We start from the raw sequence: 16,010 nt of genomic DNA on the forward strand, positions 1-16,010 counted from the left end.
AAAGGAGCGAGGATGAGTCAGGTGTTAATAACAGGCGCAACGGGGCTGGTAGGCGGAAATTTGCTGCGTATGCTGCTTAATGAACCCCGGGTCAACGCCATTACGGCGCCGACGCGTCGACCGCTGGCTGATACGGTTGGCGTTTATAATCCCCATGATCCGCAGCTAACTGATGCTCTGGCGCAAGTCACCGATCCGGTCGATATCGTTTTTTGTTGTCTGGGAACCACCCGGCGTGAAGCCGGCTCGAAAGAGGCGTTTATCCACGCTGACTATACGCTGGTGGTGGACACCGCCCTGACGGGACGCCGGTTAGGCGCCCAGCATATGCTGGTGGTGAGTTCGATGGGCGCGAATGCGAATTCACCGTTTTTTTATAACCGGGTGAAAGGGGAAATGGAGCAGGCGTTAATCGCGCAGAAATGGCCGCGCCTGACGATTGTCCGGCCTTCGATGCTACTGGGGGAACGGGATAAACAGCGGACGAATGAGAAGTTTTTAGCGCCGTTGTTCAGGCTGCTGCCGGGTAACTGGAAGTCGATTGAAGCGCGTGATGTTGCACGGGCAATGCTGGCAGAAGCGCTGGCGCCAGGAGATGAGGGCGTTACGATCCTGACCTCCTCCGAGCTACGCGAAAGGGCAAAATAAAATGCCGGGTGGCGCTGACGTTTATCCGACCTACAAACGATGACGTCCTGTAGGCCGGATAAGACGCTTATGCGTCGCTATCCGGCATCGGTATTACTTAATAAACGTAAAGGCCGTCGTGACGCGTTTCACGCCGCTTACCCGGCTGGCGATATCCGCCGCCGCCTTCGCTTCACGTTCAGTAACCAGGCCCAGCAGGAACACTTCCCCGTTCTCGGTGGTGACTTTCACGTTTGAGGATTTCACCTGATCGCTGGTTAGCAACTGGGAACGTACTTTGGTGGTGATCCAGGTATCGTTGGACGCATCGCCCAGACCGATTGGCTGGCCCTGACGGATCTCATTAAAGACCTCAGTGGTACCTTCTACGCCCATTGCAATCTGTTTTGCCCGCGCAGACAGCTCGCTATTTGGTGACTGACCGACCAGCAGAACCTTGCCCTGATACGCGCTAACGTTGATACGCGCTTCTTTCTTGATCTGGGCATCTTTCGACAACGCCGTATTGACGCGTAATTCCAGGGTTCCGTCGTCTACCTGAGTGCCGACACTACGCGGATCCGTCGCGGCTTTAGTCCCGACGGCTGCGGTTCCGACCACGGCGGCAGCTACACAGCCTTGCAGCAGCAGTGCAGCGATAATCACAGCAAGCGGCGAAAATGCCTTCATGTGTACTCCTTAATCATCCTGGTGAGGAAAAAGCGTGTTATCGATGAGATCGCAAAGGCAGTTGACCGTCAGCATATGCATTTCCTGAACGCGGGCGCTGTGGTGTGAGGGAATGCGGATTTCAACATCCTGCGGCCCCAGCAACCCGGCCAGCTCCCCTCCGTCATACCCGGTCAGCGCGACGATTGTCATGTCGCGGGTCACGGCGGCTTCAACGGCTTTCACGATATCGCGGCTATTACCACGCGTAGAGATTGCCAGCAGAACATCACCTGCATGTCCCAGCGCACGGACTTGTTTTGCATAAACTTCGTCGTGCAGGCGATCGTTGGCAATCGCAGTTAAGACCACATTATCAGTATTTAGTGCAATAGCAGGTAAACTTGGCCGTTCCGTTTCAAAACGATTGATCATGCTGGCAGCAAAATGCTGTGCGTTGGCAGCGGACGTCCCATTACCACAACAGAGAATTTTGTTGCCATTAAGCAGGGACTGAACCAGCGTCATGGCTGCACGGGAGATCGCATCCGGGAGCGCTTCAGCCGCAGCTATCTGAGTTTGAATGCTTTCTGTAAAGCAGACTTTAATTCTATCTAACACGCTAATCCTTAAGAACCAGGCTCTGAATCTTCAACTATGAGCGGTCGTTGAACGCGTCTTTAAACCACTCAACATCATTTCCGGTGAAGGCTAACACATCGAACCGGCAATCCACAGTATCAAAACTCCCATTGTGGCGCGCAAGCCACAAGCGGGCGGTCTGTAATAATTTGTGTTGTTTGCTCCGGGTCACACTCGCCGCCGCGCCGCCAAATTGGGCTGAACGCCGGTAGCGAACTTCAACAAATACGGTGGTGTTGCCTTCACGCATTATCAGGTCGATTTCGCCGCCACGTTCACGCACGTTGGCGGCGATGAAATGCAGTCCCTTGCTATGCAGCCAGTCACGCGCAACTGCTTCCCACGCGTCACCGGTCTGTTTGTTCGTTAACTGGCGGGGACGACCTGTCCTTGCTGGTATTTGAGCCATGATAACTTCCTGTTAATCACACAATCCTGATTTGCGGTCAATGCGCCAGTGTTGCCGTTAATTTCGAAGCCCTGCACCTGACGCATTTGCGAGAAGTGGTTGGCAAGCGACCAGGCATCGACACCCATCGCGTACATACGCGCCAGCGAGTAGTCGTTACGCACCGCGCCAAGCGCCTGCTGCATGAGAGGCATGTTAGCGCCTGCCAGCATTGGGATTTCGCTGTACTGCAAGCCTTCCATTTCCAGACGGAAGTCCGGGCCAGCGGTTCCCTGCGCGCTACGGGAACTGGCATACAGCGTTGCTCCGCTCTGGCTGCCGTTACGCATGGCGATCATCGGTTTAATAAAGGCGATTTCTTCCGGCGTCGCCAGAATATACACGGCGTCAACACGGCCACTGCCCCCGGTGATTTGCGCATCGGTGGGCGCTGCCGGAATCGTCAGACCGCCAATCGTCACGCCAGGCTGCGCAGGTACAGAAGAGGCTACCGGGCTGCCCGTCAGGGAAATACCAGCGCCGCCGTTGACACCCATTTTCAGCTCAGCCGTGGAGCCGAACTTCTGCTGCAGCACGACGCCGCCGCCCAGTTTTTGCCATTCCTGCGCAAAAGCATTAGCCACGCGATCGCCTAACGAACTGCGTGGGATCAACAGCAGCGGCGTCTGTTTGCCTTGATCGCGGATGTGGCGTGCGGCATCGCGCGCTTCATCTTCTGGCGACAGGGCAAAGTAACAAACATTCGCCAGATTCTGTACGGACTCAGGCTGGTTAAGCGCCAGGACGTTTAATGGCGTATTGCTTTTCATCAGCTCTTCAACATTATTCTTCAACAGCGGGCCTACCACGATGCTGGCGCCATCTTGCTGAACCTGGGCCAGGATCTGGTTCAGCGGCTGCGATGAGGTGTCGTAGATTTTCAACTCAGCGGACGGATTTGCCGGCGCGCTGGCGATCGTTGGTTGTGCTGGTGCGGTTGGCTGTGGGGCTGTAGCTTCTGGCTGCGCAGGCGTCTCGTTGGTCAGATCGCTTACTGACGCCTGAGAAGGGCTGGCAACACCGTCAGTCGTTTGCGGCTGATCCGTGGTCGTCACAGCAGAGGCATCCGCAGCAGGCGCGGCGGTAACAGGAGCGGCTACCGGCTGAGTGCCCATGTTTTTCGCGGCTTCAAAGCCTTGCTGAATAGTACGACCAAATACAGCTGCCTGACCGTTCAGCGGCAGCAGCAGGGCAATCTTGCTGGTGGAAGCTGGCTTAAAGCTCTGCACGTTAACCAACTGCGTTGGCAGCAGTTTTGCTCCCGGGTTTTGCGGGTAACGTTTTTGCCAGTCGGCAATACCGGCTTTCATCATGTCCGGGTCGTTACGGTTATCGAACCAGACGCGCTGGAGGTCCAGCCAGCCTTGCAGTACGTTTTCATCCGCATTGATGACCAGCGTCTGCGCTTGCTCCTGGGTCATGGACGACAGCGCCTGCCAGGTTGCATCGATGTTTTTCTGTTTAGCGTTCGCGGCAAGCAGTGGTTCCTGGGCGATCAGGGCGCGCAGCAGCGACAGCGACGGGCGACCCTGATTGGCGTCGATTTGCGCCTGCCAGTAACGCGCCTGCTGGTTTTGGTCGAAATCGGCGGGCGTGAGTTTATCCAGCAGGGCCTGGGCTCCCGCGACATCTTTCTGCGCGAGCTTGATCTCGACGGCCAGCAGTGACTGCTCACGACGCTGGGCATCGTTTAGCTTCTGCGGTAACTGGTTGAACAATTCGATAGCCTGCTGGCTCTTGCCTTCTTTCAGCAGTGCACGAATGGCGAGTAATTGCCAGTTGGTCTTGCTATCATCTGAACTTTGCTGCATCTGTTGCAGATAAAAGCCGGAATCAGCCTGCGCAGTGCCCTGCATATGGGCTGCACTCTGGTCTGGCGCCTGGGTGCCACAGCCTGCGAAAATCAATGCTGCCAGAATGACTGGTAGCGCGCGCGCGGCTTTCAAACGAGAAAATGTTGAGGGTACCATACTGTATCCAGTGATATTTTTTTACGCAATGCTCAATATTAAATCGGCAATACGGACGACACAATGAAACAACACGAATCGGCGGATAATTCTCAAGGCCAACTCTTTATTGTACCTACTCCTATCGGAAATTTGGCTGATATTACCCAACGAGCGCTCGAAGTTTTACAAGCCGTTGATTTAATTGCCGCTGAAGACACCCGTCATACAGGATTATTGTTACAACACTTCGCGATTAACGCCCGTTTGTTTGCCTTACACGATCACAATGAGCAACAAAAAGCCGAGACGCTGGTGGCAAAGCTCAAAGAAGGGCAAAACATCGCGCTGGTTTCTGATGCCGGAACGCCGCTGATTAACGATCCGGGCTACCATCTGGTGCGCACCTGTCGTGAAGCAGGTATCCGCGTGGTGCCGCTGCCTGGCCCGTGTGCGGCGATTGCCGCCCTGAGCGCTGCCGGTCTGCCGTCTGACCGTTTTTGCTATGAGGGTTTTCTGCCTGCCAAATCGAAAGGCCGCCGCGATGCGATGAAAGCCATTGAGGCAGAACCGCGTACGCTTATTTTTTATGAATCTACCCACCGTTTACTGGATAGTCTGGAAGATATGGTCGCCGTCTGGGGCGAATCCCGTTATGTGGTGCTGGCGCGCGAACTGACCAAAACCTGGGAAACCATACACGGCGCGCCGGTCGGCGAACTACTGGCGTGGGTCAAGGAAGATGAAAACCGTCGTAAGGGCGAAATGGTGCTGATTGTCGAAGGGCATAAAGCGCAGGAAGATGACCTCCCGGCTGATGCGCTGCGTACGCTGGCGTTGTTACAAAAAGAGCTGCCGCTGAAGAAAGCGGCGGCGCTGGCAGCGGAAATTCACGGCGTGAAAAAGAATGCGCTGTATAAGTACGCGCTGGACCAGCAGGGGGAGTAAGAGTGAGCACCTACCAACCACCTTTCGTCGTCACTCCATTGATCCTTAATCAAGTCATTGAAATTGGTGAGTTGATGGGGCATTGGGCCGCGATGGCTGGTAGGGCATCTCCTCTTTTGCGCAAAGAAAATCGTATTCGCACCATTCAGGCCTCTTTAGCGATTGAGCATAATTCATTGACTACAGAACAAGTCACCGCTCTGATGGAAGGAAAACGTATTCTACAAATCTTGTCGAACCAGCCGGGCAGATCTGCCAAAAGTATCGCTGAAGAGTGTGAAATCTCAGCTCGCACCGTAGAGCGGTATCTGAAAGCGTTGCAGCTAAAGCATTGTGCTTCGCTTCACCTGCTATCAGCAGCAAGATCTCTTTAGCATTCAGGATGTCCTTCTACCCTGGCGTATGCCGCGAATCACACGATGAGCAGCCGTTTTTAACATGTCATGATGGCGTGCATCCTTCTTATTATTCGAACAATGAGCGCTACCTGACAACACGCAGATAGCACTCGCGCAGAATATAATGATGGTCACGATAATTCGCAGGTAGCCATCAATTTGTTTGCTGAACCACAGACATTAATTTTACTCCGCACCACTTCTTTCATCGCATCCATACCGACCCGCATGTAATAGCGGGGATCGTTGCCCTGCGGATTTTCTGCAAACCATGCTTTGACCGCGTCGGCAAAGGCGATTTTCAGTTCGGTGGCCACGTTAACTTTGCATATTCCCAGCTCGATTGTGCGGCGGACGTAGTCGTCAGGAACATCGCTTGCGCCATGCAGCACCAACGGAATATCCACCACTTCACGGATTTCCCCTAAACGCTGGAAATCGATTTTGGGCGTTTTAGTGTACAAACCGTGTGCCGTGCCGATGGCAACAGCCAGGCTGTCGACGCCGGTACGTTCGACAAACCGTTTCGCTTCCAGCGGGTCGGTCAGGAAGGCGCTTTCGGCATCCACGCTCATATCATCTTCAACGCCGCCGAGGCGGCCCAGCTCAGCTTCCACGCTGCAATCTTTGGCATGGCAAAAATCCACAACGGATTTCACCAGCTTGACGTTTTCTTCAAACGGGAAGTGGCTGCCATCAATCATGGCGCTGCGCACCCCGGCATTCACCTTACGGCGGATATCGTCCAGCGATTCATGGTGATCCAGGTGCAGCGCCAGCGGCATGCAGTAGCTGGTGGAATAAGCGCTGCACAGCGCATAAATCTCTTCCAGCGCGATATGTTTAAACGTACCCGGCGTTCCGGCAAGGATCACCGGCGATTGCATTTCATAGCACACTTCCAGGATCGCCTGGATCGTTTCGGCATTATGGATGTTAAAGGCCGGTACGGCATAGCCTTTTTTTTGCGCATCCTGCAGGAGGTATTTTGTAGAAATAATGCTCATAAAACGATCCTTTTAGGCGTTCCAGGGATGAATAACAACGCCCTGTACGACGCGGTTCACGGTACCGCTGGCAGAAGGCGTATCTGGCGTATTACCGATACTGATTGACTGTGTCAGGGCGAAGACCTGCGCATATATCAGGAAGCAGAACGCCAGTTCCATATCAATGAAGGTGCGGGCAGGCGGCAGCAGGATATGCGGGCCGGCTTCAATCACGTCATCGGTTTGTGCGGCAATCGCGACTACCCGCAGCGCCTGCCGATCGCGGCGTAACTCAGCTAACAGATCAAGATCGTATTGGCGTGTATAGGGGTGGCTGGAAACAAAGACCACTACCAGCGTTTCGTTATCAACCAGCGATTTTGGCCCATGACGAAAACCGGTCGGCGAATCATAGAATGCCGCCAGTTTACCCGCTGTCAGTTCCAGGACTTTCAGTGCCGATTCACGCGCGGCTCCCTGTAACCCACCGCTACCGAGGTAGACGATCCGTTTCCATGGCGCGTTGCCGAATACGCCGTCGCTGAAATCACCCAGTGAAGTCAGGATCGTCTGGCAACGATCGGCCACGTCGCGGAAGGTCTGGCTGTTGATTTTTTGCGGGGCGAATACCGCCAGGCAACTGGCCATCATGGTGGTAATACTGCTGGTCATGGCGAAGCCACGGTCGTGCGTTTCAGCAGGCATTAACAGTGCAAAGGCATTGTCGCTTGCGACGGCGTTTTGATACAGGCTACCTGCTTCGTTACAGGTAATTGGCAGGTGATAACACTTAGGTACAAACTGATTAGCCAGTTCCACAGCCGCAACGCTTTCGGGGCTGTTACCTGAGCGAGCGAAAGAAACCAGCAGCAACGGATGTGCGGGATTCAGATAATCCATCGGATTGGTGACCAGATCGGTGGTCGGCACGGCGCTGATGTTTTTTCCGGTTTGGCTTGCCAGCCACGGAGCAATAATGTCGCCGATAAATGCGGAAGTACCCGCCCCGGTCAGTACGATCCGCAGATCGTTTTTGCGCAACAATGGCGCGAGAAAGCTATCAATGGCGGATCGAATATTATCGATATTAGCGAGAGAGCGGATCCAACTAGCGGGTTGCTGACGGATCTCTTCTTCTGTCCAGGTGCCCGTCGACGCGTGAGCAGGGGTGTAGGTTTCTGGCATAACTTAAGTCCTTAGTCTCGTAAATTCCACATAAGACGCTGGCAAAATGTCGCTATCTTTCGTTTCGTTTCACTTGTTCATATGATCGATTGATTAAAATCTATATGAAAGAAAGTGAAAGTTCAATGATGCAAAATGAAATAAAACGAAATTTGTGATCGTGAGAACGAAGGTTGTAATTATCTTGTTGATCTTTAAAGAGTCGCTTGCAGATTGTGCGGATCAAAATTTTATAAGCGAAAGGAAAAGAAAGGCCCGGCGATCAAAGACCGCAGGCCAATACGAGACAAAATGAAAGGTCTAAAGGGGGAGAGCCTGACCCTGAATCCAGATCTGCTGCAAATGCAGGCCGCTATTGAGGGCGATAATGTCGGCATATTTACCCACCGCTAACGATCCGCGTTGGCGATCGATTCCCAACAGGCGAGCAGGATGGAGCGAAGCCATGTGGATCGCCTCTTCAGAGGTAATCCCGGTGAACTCGACCATATTACGTACGGCTGCATCAACCGAGAGCGTGCTGCCCGCCAGGCCACCGGAAGCGGTACGCACTATACCGCTGCGCATTTCCACTTCCTCACCGCAGAGCGTATAGCGCCCGTCCGGCATACCAGCTGCCTGCATCGCATCGGTGATCAGCACCAGTCTGTCTTTTGCGCAACAGCAGCATAGCTTCATGGCTGCCGGGTGGACATGGTGTCCGTCAGCGATAAGCTCCAGCCAGGCGCGAGAGTCGGTTAACCCTGCACCAACCATTCCGGGCTCCCGGTGGTGTAAACCGGTCATACCGTTATAGCAGTGAACCAGCCCATCAGCCCCGACATCAAAGGCGGTGCGGGTTTGCTCCCAGGTGGCTGCGCTGTGGCCCAGCATCACTCGTACGTTGCGCTGCTTCAGATGTTTGATAGCCTGCAATGCGCCGGTTTTTTCTGGCGCCAGCGCAACGACGCGCAATGTTTGTTGGGAAATCGCAATCAGTTCATCCAGTTCCCTGAGCTCCAGTTCCCTGAAGAGCTCAGGCGGATGCGCCCCTTTGTTCTGTGGCGTAAAGTACGGACCTTCAAGATAACTCCCCAGCACCTGCGCGCCAGGCCCGCCGGAATAGTAGCGGTGGGCAATACGTTTCAATGCGCGGTGAATATCTGGTAATGGGGCGGTGACGGTGGTGGGTAGCCAACTGGCTACCCCTTCGCGCGCTTTGTGCATTGCCAGCTTGTCGAGCGTATCCGGCGCATCATCCATGACATCGACACCTGCGCCTCCATGCACATGGGTATCGATATATGCAGGGCACAACAGCTCAGCATCGCGCACCATCACGCCTGAGACGATAGGCTCAATGGCTCTAATGGTGCCATCCTCAATACGCACCTGATGATCGTCCAGCCAGCCTTGTTCCGTGAGCAGACGCTTGGCGCGTAGCACCTGTATCATATCCCTTCCTCGACGGGTTTTTCCTCGCGACAGCGTCCCAGCTCGTCCACCAGGCTGGTCAACCCCCGATGTCCGCATTCCAGCGCCTGCAAACGAAACGCTTCGCTGCTCAGGCCGTCGCGTTCCAGTACCATTTCCAGCAGCAGTTGCAGATTGGTGCCGGTGATCACTTCAGTACCTTGCCTTTGCATGGCCAGTGTGGAAGCGACGCGAAATGGTGTTCCGCCCAACAAGTCAGTCAGAAACACGATGTCTTGCTGAGCATCCAGTTCACTCACTGCCTGTTCAAGTTGCGAGGTGAGTAAGGCTGTGGTTGAGGTTTCCGGAAAGTCGATGGCGATGAACTGAGTCTGTTCACCTAAAACCTGTTTCATCGCTTTTTCCATTCCGCTGGCAAACCCGCCATGGCCCGTCAAAATAATACCTAACATCTACAACCCCTTACATTTACAGGAAGTGACAGAACTTACCCACGATGCCGAGCACCACGGTAATAGCGATAAGACGCAGAGGGCTCCAGCCACGACGAACCAGCCAGAACATGGTCAATGTGTAGACCAGCGGCAAAAATGCAGGCATCAGCTTGTCTATAACGTCTGTTTGTAGTTTTACTACAGCATCGCCAGCAGTAATTTCCAGCGTGGTGCTCAGGCGAACATAGGTCGCTACCAGCGCGCCGATCACCGTCATCCCAACGATAGATGCCGCATGTCCAACCTTTTTGGTGTTAGCTTTAATCAGTGGGATAGCTGCAACGCCCATTCGGTAAGCATAGTGTGCCAGCCCAAAGCGCAGACCAAGATGAACCACGTTAAACATCACAATAAAGACTACAGCGCCAAGAATAGAGCCTTGTAGCGCCAGGCTTGCCCCGATACCGCCGCAAATAGGCAATAACGTTAACCAGAACATGGCATCACCGATACCGCCAAGCGGCGCACCGACGGCAATCTTGGTACTTTGAATACTGTTCACATCCTGCTTGGAGCGTTCCATTGCCAGGATAATCCCGATAACAAACGTGACCAGGAACGGGTGCGTGTTGAAGAAGCCCATATGGCCTTTCATTGAACGCGCCAGATCTCGCTTGTTGGTATGGATCTTTTTCAGTGCAGGTAACAGGCCGTACAACCATCCTGATGCCTGCATACGTTCATAGTTGAAAGAGGCCTGTAACAACATGGAACGCCAGGCAACACGGTTGATATCTTTTTTCGTCAGCTCGGCACCGATATTCTGGTCTTCATAGACGTTTTCATTCGTGCCGGACAGCAGCGTTTCTTCGGTTTCGGAAACGTTCGGCAGAGCCGTTTGATTAGATGCCATCTTCGAATTCCTCTTTTTGTGCTGCGGGAGCTGTAGGTTCAGGTGATTTACGCAGAAAATCGATCAGCGCCATGGCCAGTGCTGCGGCGGCGATCGCCAGCACAGGGAGTTTGAGCCAGGCGGCGGCGACAAAACCCAGGATGAAGTAAGGGATGTAGACGTTTTTCATCATGATTTTCAGCAGTACGGCGAAACCGATAGCTGGCATGATGCCGCCTGCCACGCCGAGGCCATCAATTAGGCGGGTCGGCAGAACATCTATAGCTGTTTTGGCATGTTCCGCGCCAAAGTAAATCGGCAGGAAAGCGCATAAGAAGTAGAACGTCCCCAGCGCCAGTAACGCCAGATAGTTGACCCGCTCAATTCCGTCTGTATCGGCATTCGCCGCCATGCGATCGCAGCGCGCCATCACCCCGGACATCACGGAGAAGAGGAAGGTAATACCCATTTGTACCGCTACCGCGAACGGTACAGCGACACCGACAGCGACTTCCGGTTTTACGCCAGTGGTGATGGCGAAAGTCGTCCCCACGATGGTGCCGATGATGACGTTTGGCGGCTGTGCTCCCGCCAGCGGAGCCAGACCCATCCACACCAGTTCCAGCGTACCCCCGGTGAAAATACCGGTATGCAGATCGCCCAGAATCAGGCCGACCAGCGGCCCGAGAACAACCGGGCGGTGCATGTGCGTTAACCCGTTGAACATATCCAGGCCTGCAATAAAGGCGAGAATACCCAACGCAAAAGCCTGCAATAGACTGATTTCCATTGTGAATCCCTCAGAGAAGTTTATATAGGTCCTGGGCGGGTTCTGTGGGAACGCCCTGAACGAAGCATTCCACCCCAGCGGCTTTCAACCCGTTGAACGCCGCTATATCGGCAGCGTCTACAGAAACCGTTTTGGCGATTTGCTGCTTGCCGTTGGCATAGTGCATGTTGCCAACATTGATACGATTAACAGGAACACCGCCTTCGACCAGACGGTAGAAATCCGCAGGCGATTTGCAGACCAGCAAAATTTTCTGGCGATCGGCGGCACGGTGAATATTGTCGATTACTTTTTGTAGTGACCAGAAGCGCACGGCAATCCCTTCCGCCAGAACCATTTCCATCAGGTTTTGCTGCACCGGATCTTCAGCCACCTCATCATTGGCGACCAGCACCAGATTTGCCCCCGCAAATCCGACCCATTGCACACCGACCTGACCGTGAATTAAACGTTCGTCAATGCGACTTAATACAATGTTTGGCATGGTATTTTTCTCTTTCTTGTTATGCGTTATGGGATGAATCACCCAGGCTGGCGCAGTGATATTGCTGCAGTATGTCCTGAATATGGTTAATGATGAGTTCTCGCGGTGTCGCGCTGAGATCTCCCTCGCGCACTTTTACGTACTGCAAGGGTAGATACTGGCTAATCAGCGGTAACGGGATCGGTTCGTCGGCCAGGTTACGCACCAGACGTTCGAATGCCTCATCAATCTGGCTGTCCGGCCAGTAGTAACGAACCCGATCTGAGTAGCTATATCCGCGGGCCAAACGGCGCGCGTTGCCATCGCCGTGATAGTGGCTCTGCCAGTACTCCGGTCGATCAAGCATCACGCTTTCCAGGACATGTCGCAGGCCTGAGCTGGCTTTTGCGGGCAGCAATTCCTCTTCAATAGCGGCTAATGAAAATAACGCTTCGCGCAGGGCAAAGGTCAGCGCCGGGCCGACTTTCAGGATCGCGAAATGATCTTTAACCAACTGGCGCAAGGACTGAGGCGTTTGGTAATCGGTAGAATGTGCTTCAAAAATCAGCGTGTCGTAGTCTTCCACCATTTTGCTGAGTGACACGGCTTTCTGCGGTTGGTAATCAATGATGTGGGTGTGGTCGAATTCGACGCCGGGTTGCACCACCAGGGCGATGATACGCGGCCAGATACCTTCCAGTCCGCGCTTTTCAAAGGCGTGATAGTGGGCCTGCAGCGTTGCGCGTGCCGCATCCGGCGTTGTTACCACCAGTTCGGTTAATGCTTCGTGAGCGCCGCCAGGAACCGGGACTTCTGTGCCAATTACATAGACCAGGTCAGACTCACCAAAATGCGCAATACAGGTTTCTTCGGCAACTTTTGCCAGGCGCGCGGCGCGCTCAGCGACGATTTCATCCGTTAGTGGAACCGGGTCGTTAGCACAAGACATGCTGCAATCAAGGTGGATCTTTTTAAAGCCAGCGGCGACATAACTCTTGATCAGATCGTCAGCGTTGGCCATTGCTTGTTCTGCTGGCAGATTTTGCCAACGGTTTGGTCCAAGGTGGTCTCCACCGAGAATCAGCATATCCTGAGAAAAATTAAGCGAGTCGGCTAAACCGCAGACAAAACTGCGAAAATCGGCTGGTGTCATACCCGTATAGCCGCCAAACTGGTCAACCTGATTAGAAGTTGCTTCGATCAATAGCGGTGTATGATTGGCATGGGCGTAGCGTATTGCGGCTTCCAGTACGATTGGATGCGCGGAACAAACGGCATAAATCCCGTTTGCCTTCCCCCGTTTATGTTGCTCGACCATTTTAGTTAGATGTTTCACTTTCCTCTCCAGGTCAGATAACTGCGACATCAATCTTTCGTTTTGTTTCATTTAATACTGCATCATGGTGATTTAAAAATAAAACGAAAGATAATAGTTTTCCGATCTGTTTCACAAAAGAAACGCAATGAAAGGTTTCAGCGTGAATCTGTTCGACTCTTCCCTGCTTGTGGGGCTTGCATTCGCGTAAAAGAAAGGCGTTAATAGACAAAACGAAATAAAACGAAAGAGACAACTAAAGGATTTCTTATGAGTAACACCGAGTCTTCTGCAGACAAGCGCGTTATCGGCACCAGCGAAAGGCGCGAGCAGATCATCCAGCGGTTACGGCAGCAGGGAAGCGTTCAGGTTAACGATCTTTCCTTATTTTATGGCGTCTCCACGGTCACGATTCGTAACGACCTCGCTTTTCTGGAAAAACAGGGGATTGCGGTACGCGCCTATGGTGGTGCGCTGATTTGCGATAGCGCTACGCCTGGTGTTGAGCCTTCTGTTGAAGACAAAAGTTCGCTCAATACGGCGGTAAAACGCAGTATTGCCAGAGCCGCCGCAGAGTTGATTAAACCGGGGCACCGCGTGATCCTTGATTCCGGCACCACGACGTATGAAATTGCCCGCCTGATGCGCCAGCATACCAATGTGATTGCAATGACCAATGGTATGAATGTCGCTAATGCGTTACTGGAAGCCGAAGGGGTTGAGCTGCTGATGACCGGCGGTCACTTGCGTCGTCAGTCGCAATCCTTTTATGGCGATCAGGCTGAGCAATCGCTACAAAATTATCACTTCGACATGCTGTTTCTTGGCGTTGATGCTATCGACTTAGAGCGTGGTGTTAGCACACACAATGAGGATGAAGCGCGTCTCAATCGCCGGATGAGTGAAGTCGCGGAGCGCATAATCGTCGTTACCGACTCGACGAAGTTTAATCGCTCCAGTCTGCATAAGATCATTGATACCCAGCGGATCGATATGATTATTGTTGATGAAAATATTCCAGAGGAGAGTCTGGAAGGATTACGTAAGCATGGGATTGAGGTTGTTCTGGTGAGTATTTGACAAAAAGGTCGGAAAGTTTTCGAACTCCCCGACCTGTAATCGAATTTCACTTTCAGCAATCAGGTCACTGGCGCCGGGTTAAACACCGCCAGTTGATTATGCAGTCCCCACTGATCCGAGAAGGTTTTCTTACGCCCGCTGGCGACCTCGAGAATAAACTCGAACAATTTCAGACCCACGTCTTCAATGGTTTCTTCTCCGGTGGCGATGGTACCGGCGTTGATGTCCATCAGGTCAAACCAACGATTGGCCAGCTCAGTACGCGTCGCCATTTTTATCACCGGCACCGCCATCAGGCCGTACGGCGTACCGCGACCGGTGGTGAATACCTGCACGGTGATCCCGGAAGCAACCTGCTGTGTACCGCAGACAAAATCGCTGGCGGGGGTCGCGGCGTAAATCAGTCCTCGTTTGGTTGGGCGCTGGCCCGGCGACAATACTTCGACGATGGCGCTCTTGCCTGATTTGGCGATTGAGCCCAGCGCTTTTTCCACCACGTTTGCCAGACCGCCTTTCTTGTTGCCCGGTGAAGGGTTGGCGCTGCGGTCAGTCTTGCCCATATCCAGGTAGTTATCGTACCAGGCCATCTCTTCGAGCAGGCGCTTACCTACTTCTTCGTTAATCGCGCGTGGGGTAAGAAGATGGATAGCATCGCGCACTTCGGTCACTTCCGAGAACATCACGGTCGCGCCGCAGCGTACTAACAGGTCGGAGGCATAACCGACCGCCGGGTTGGCCGTGACGCCGGAAAAGGCATCGCTACCGCCGCACTGCATACCGACCACCAGTTCTGATGCCGGGCAGGTTTCACGTTGGCGTTGGTTGAGCTTTGCCAGATGGCGTTCTGCCACTTGCAAAATATCAGCAACCATTGATTGAAAGCCGACGTGCTTTTCATCCTGTAAGCTGACGATGCTGGCGCTGTCGACCGGGATACTTTTTACATCGTGAGTCCCTTCCAGCAGTCGCTCTGGTTGCAGTTTTTCGCAGCCGAGGCCAATAACCATCACTTCACCGCCAAAGTTGGGGTTCAGCGCAATATTATGGATGGTGCGAATCGGCACAATGGCGGCCGGAGCGTTAATCGCCACCCCGCAGCCGTACAGGTGATTAAGCCCCACCACGCCATCGACATTCGGGTATTTGGGGAGCAGATCGCGCTCAATGATTTTCACCACATAATCCACCACGCCCGCTACGCAGTGTACGCTGGTGGAGATGCCGAGCAGATTTTTGGTGCCGACGCTGCCGTCTGCATTGCGATAGCCTTCGAAGGTATAACCCTCAAGAGGCGGTAGCGGCTCCGGTACTTTGGTCGCCAGCGGCAGCGTCTCCAGCGGCGGGGCCTTGGGCAGCTCAACCATGGATTCATCAATCCAGCTACCGCGCGGGATATCGCGAACGGCATAGCCTATCACTTCGCCATAACGCACAATTTCGCCGTGAACAGGAATATCGCATAGCGCCACTTTATGACCCTGGGGAATATGTTCAATCAGCTCCAGCCCATCCGGAAAACGCGTCCCGGCTTTCAGGCCATTGTCATTGACAATAATCGCCACATTATCTGTTGCGTGAACTTTAATATAAAACGCCGAGGGCGATTCTTGTCTGATTTCGATGTCGGCCATTGTCCAGTATTCTCCATCAAGGTGGTAATAATAGTGTGGGTATTTATATTTTGAATCTAATTATCAGTAATAAATATTCGGTATCGTGAAATAAGAATGTCAGGAGTTTAAAATTAAGAATGTGATCATGATCACTT

Annotated in this window: 17 protein-coding genes and 1 pseudogene; 5 read left to right on the forward strand and 13 right to left on the reverse strand. The window is 53.4% G+C overall.

Translation table 11 applies throughout. The annotated features are described in order from the left end of the window. The first annotated feature begins 12 nt into the window (after positions 1 to 12). Positions 13 to 648: an NAD(P)H-binding protein gene (locus OOJ59_RS12730; RefSeq protein ID WP_038634162.1), complete on the forward strand. Its 636-nt coding sequence runs from the start codon at positions 13 to 15 to the stop codon at positions 646 to 648. Between the two features lie 93 nt (positions 649 to 741). Here the strand turns inward: OOJ59_RS12730 and dolP are convergent, their stop codons facing one another. The 4 genes from dolP to OOJ59_RS12750 are packed head-to-tail and all read right to left on the reverse strand — an operon-like array spanning position 742 to position 4,356. Beyond that, positions 742 to 1,317 carry a division/outer membrane stress-associated lipid-binding lipoprotein gene (gene dolP, locus OOJ59_RS12735; RefSeq protein WP_003024954.1) on the reverse strand — a complete coding sequence of 192 codons (576 nt, stop codon included), beginning with the start codon at positions 1,315 to 1,317 and terminating at the stop codon, positions 742 to 744. Positions 1,318 to 1,326: 9 nt separating this feature from the next. Further along, positions 1,327 to 1,917, reverse strand: coding sequence for a DnaA initiator-associating protein DiaA (diaA, locus tag OOJ59_RS12740; protein ID WP_003024948.1), 591 nt, complete (start codon positions 1,915 to 1,917; stop codon positions 1,327 to 1,329). A gap of 34 nt (positions 1,918 to 1,951) precedes the next feature. Beyond that, positions 1,952 to 2,347: a YraN family protein gene (locus tag OOJ59_RS12745; RefSeq protein WP_087856882.1), complete on the reverse strand. Its 396-nt coding sequence runs from the start codon at positions 2,345 to 2,347 to the stop codon at positions 1,952 to 1,954. Then, positions 2,305 to 4,356 (reverse strand): penicillin-binding protein activator, encoded by a 2,052-nt coding sequence (locus OOJ59_RS12750; RefSeq protein WP_085048664.1) that lies wholly within the window; start codon positions 4,354 to 4,356, stop codon positions 2,305 to 2,307. The genes OOJ59_RS12745 and OOJ59_RS12750 overlap by 43 nt, the downstream gene beginning before the upstream one ends. 63 nt (positions 4,357 to 4,419) lie before the next feature. Here OOJ59_RS12750 and rsmI point away from each other — a divergent pair, with 63 nt between their 5' ends. The 3 genes and pseudogenes from rsmI (at position 4,420) to OOJ59_RS12765 (ending at position 5,657) form a co-directional block, all read left to right on the forward strand. Next, a complete protein-coding gene (gene rsmI / locus OOJ59_RS12755) occupies positions 4,420 to 5,283 on the forward strand; it encodes a 16S rRNA (cytidine(1402)-2'-O)-methyltransferase (protein ID WP_038634156.1) in 864 nt (287 codons plus the stop codon). A gap of 2 nt (positions 5,284 to 5,285) precedes the next feature. Continuing rightward, positions 5,286 to 5,507: pseudogene (locus OOJ59_RS12760) on the forward strand (Fic family protein); the annotation flags it as partial. Then, on the forward strand, positions 5,487 to 5,657 hold the full coding sequence (locus tag OOJ59_RS12765) for an HTH domain-containing protein (protein WP_233600367.1): 171 nt from the start codon (positions 5,487 to 5,489) through the stop codon (positions 5,655 to 5,657). The pseudogene OOJ59_RS12760 and the gene OOJ59_RS12765, both read left to right, overlap by 21 nt. 155 nt (positions 5,658 to 5,812) lie before the next feature. Here OOJ59_RS12765 and kbaY read toward each other — a convergent pair whose 3' ends face one another. The 8 genes from kbaY to kbaZ all read right to left on the reverse strand — a co-directional run bounded on the left by kbaY (position 5,813) and on the right by kbaZ (position 13,213). Further along, positions 5,813 to 6,688, reverse strand: a complete 876-nt coding sequence (gene kbaY / locus OOJ59_RS12770; RefSeq protein WP_160955934.1) for a tagatose-bisphosphate aldolase subunit KbaY — start codon at positions 6,686 to 6,688, stop codon at positions 5,813 to 5,815. A 12-nt stretch (positions 6,689 to 6,700) separates the two neighbouring features. Next, on the reverse strand, positions 6,701 to 7,855 hold the full coding sequence (locus OOJ59_RS12775; protein ID WP_160955935.1) for an AgaS family sugar isomerase: 1,155 nt from the start codon (positions 7,853 to 7,855) through the stop codon (positions 6,701 to 6,703). 300 nt (positions 7,856 to 8,155) lie between these two features. Then, on the reverse strand, positions 8,156 to 9,289 hold the full coding sequence (nagA, locus tag OOJ59_RS12780; protein ID WP_160955936.1) for an N-acetylglucosamine-6-phosphate deacetylase: 1,134 nt from the start codon (positions 9,287 to 9,289) through the stop codon (positions 8,156 to 8,158). Further along, entirely contained in the window at positions 9,286 to 9,720 is a 435-nt protein-coding gene (agaF, locus tag OOJ59_RS12785) for a PTS galactosamine/N-acetylgalactosamine transporter subunit IIA (protein ID WP_160955937.1), read from the reverse strand. The genes nagA and agaF overlap by 4 nt, the downstream gene beginning before the upstream one ends. A gap of 16 nt (positions 9,721 to 9,736) precedes the next feature. Next, positions 9,737 to 10,615: a PTS N-acetylgalactosamine transporter subunit IID gene (gene agaE, locus OOJ59_RS12790; RefSeq protein ID WP_038634142.1), complete on the reverse strand. Its 879-nt coding sequence runs from the start codon at positions 10,613 to 10,615 to the stop codon at positions 9,737 to 9,739. Further along, the gene (gene agaW / locus OOJ59_RS12795) at positions 10,605 to 11,384 is read right to left on the reverse strand and encodes a PTS N-acetylgalactosamine transporter subunit IIC (protein WP_268063409.1); all 780 of its coding nucleotides are present in this window, start codon (positions 11,382 to 11,384) and stop codon (positions 10,605 to 10,607) included. The genes agaE and agaW overlap by 11 nt, the downstream gene beginning before the upstream one ends. A gap of 10 nt (positions 11,385 to 11,394) precedes the next feature. After that, a complete protein-coding gene (gene agaV / locus OOJ59_RS12800) occupies positions 11,395 to 11,868 on the reverse strand; it encodes a PTS N-acetylgalactosamine transporter subunit IIB (RefSeq protein ID WP_038634137.1) in 474 nt (157 codons plus the stop codon). Positions 11,869 to 11,887: 19 nt separating this feature from the next. Continuing rightward, positions 11,888 to 13,213, reverse strand: a complete 1,326-nt coding sequence (gene kbaZ / locus OOJ59_RS12805; RefSeq protein WP_160955938.1) for a tagatose-bisphosphate aldolase subunit KbaZ — start codon at positions 13,211 to 13,213, stop codon at positions 11,888 to 11,890. Between the two features lie 219 nt (positions 13,214 to 13,432). Between kbaZ and OOJ59_RS12810 the strand changes: the two genes are divergently transcribed. Beyond that, positions 13,433 to 14,242: a DeoR family transcriptional regulator gene (locus tag OOJ59_RS12810; protein WP_159121514.1), complete on the forward strand. Its 810-nt coding sequence runs from the start codon at positions 13,433 to 13,435 to the stop codon at positions 14,240 to 14,242. Between the two features lie 59 nt (positions 14,243 to 14,301). Here OOJ59_RS12810 and garD read toward each other — a convergent pair whose 3' ends face one another. Beyond that, complete coding sequence (garD, locus tag OOJ59_RS12815; protein WP_038634129.1) at positions 14,302 to 15,873, reverse strand: galactarate dehydratase; 1,572 nt, start codon at positions 15,871 to 15,873, stop codon at positions 14,302 to 14,304. Between the last annotated feature and the right edge of the window lie 137 nt (positions 15,874 to 16,010).

Source organism: Citrobacter sp. W9 (genome assembly GCF_026719375.1).
GTDB lineage: Bacteria > Pseudomonadota > Gammaproteobacteria > Enterobacterales > Enterobacteriaceae > Citrobacter > Citrobacter werkmanii.

What these genes read in the sequence shown, in the direction of transcription:
- agaW (WP_268063409.1), bottom strand. Translation starts at nt 11,384, where the DNA reads ATGGAAATCAGTCTATTGCAGGCTTTTGCGTTGGGTATTCTCGCCTTT.
- dolP (WP_003024954.1), bottom strand. Translation starts at nt 1,317, where the DNA reads ATGAAGGCATTTTCGCCGCTTGCTGTGATTATCGCTGCACTGCTGCTG.
- rsmI (WP_038634156.1), top strand. Translation starts at nt 4,420, where the DNA reads ATGAAACAACACGAATCGGCGGATAATTCTCAAGGCCAACTCTTTATT.
- nagA (WP_160955936.1), bottom strand. Translation starts at nt 9,289, where the DNA reads ATGATACAGGTGCTACGCGCCAAGCGTCTGCTCACGGAACAAGGCTGG.
- agaV (WP_038634137.1), bottom strand. Translation starts at nt 11,868, where the DNA reads ATGCCAAACATTGTATTAAGTCGCATTGACGAACGTTTAATTCACGGT.
- OOJ59_RS12765 (WP_233600367.1), top strand. Translation starts at nt 5,487, where the DNA reads ATGGAAGGAAAACGTATTCTACAAATCTTGTCGAACCAGCCGGGCAGA.
- OOJ59_RS12745 (WP_087856882.1), bottom strand. Translation starts at nt 2,347, where the DNA reads ATGGCTCAAATACCAGCAAGGACAGGTCGTCCCCGCCAGTTAACGAAC.
- OOJ59_RS12810 (WP_159121514.1), top strand. Translation starts at nt 13,433, where the DNA reads ATGAGTAACACCGAGTCTTCTGCAGACAAGCGCGTTATCGGCACCAGC.
- agaF (WP_160955937.1), bottom strand. Translation starts at nt 9,720, where the DNA reads ATGTTAGGTATTATTTTGACGGGCCATGGCGGGTTTGCCAGCGGAATG.
- OOJ59_RS12775 (WP_160955935.1), bottom strand. Translation starts at nt 7,855, where the DNA reads ATGCCAGAAACCTACACCCCTGCTCACGCGTCGACGGGCACCTGGACA.
- kbaZ (WP_160955938.1), bottom strand. Translation starts at nt 13,213, where the DNA reads ATGTCGCAGTTATCTGACCTGGAGAGGAAAGTGAAACATCTAACTAAA.
- OOJ59_RS12730 (WP_038634162.1), top strand. Translation starts at nt 13, where the DNA reads ATGAGTCAGGTGTTAATAACAGGCGCAACGGGGCTGGTAGGCGGAAAT.
- agaE (WP_038634142.1), bottom strand. Translation starts at nt 10,615, where the DNA reads ATGGCATCTAATCAAACGGCTCTGCCGAACGTTTCCGAAACCGAAGAA.
- kbaY (WP_160955934.1), bottom strand. Translation starts at nt 6,688, where the DNA reads ATGAGCATTATTTCTACAAAATACCTCCTGCAGGATGCGCAAAAAAAA.
- OOJ59_RS12750 (WP_085048664.1), bottom strand. Translation starts at nt 4,356, where the DNA reads ATGGTACCCTCAACATTTTCTCGTTTGAAAGCCGCGCGCGCGCTACCA.
- garD (WP_038634129.1), bottom strand. Translation starts at nt 15,873, where the DNA reads ATGGCCGACATCGAAATCAGACAAGAATCGCCCTCGGCGTTTTATATT.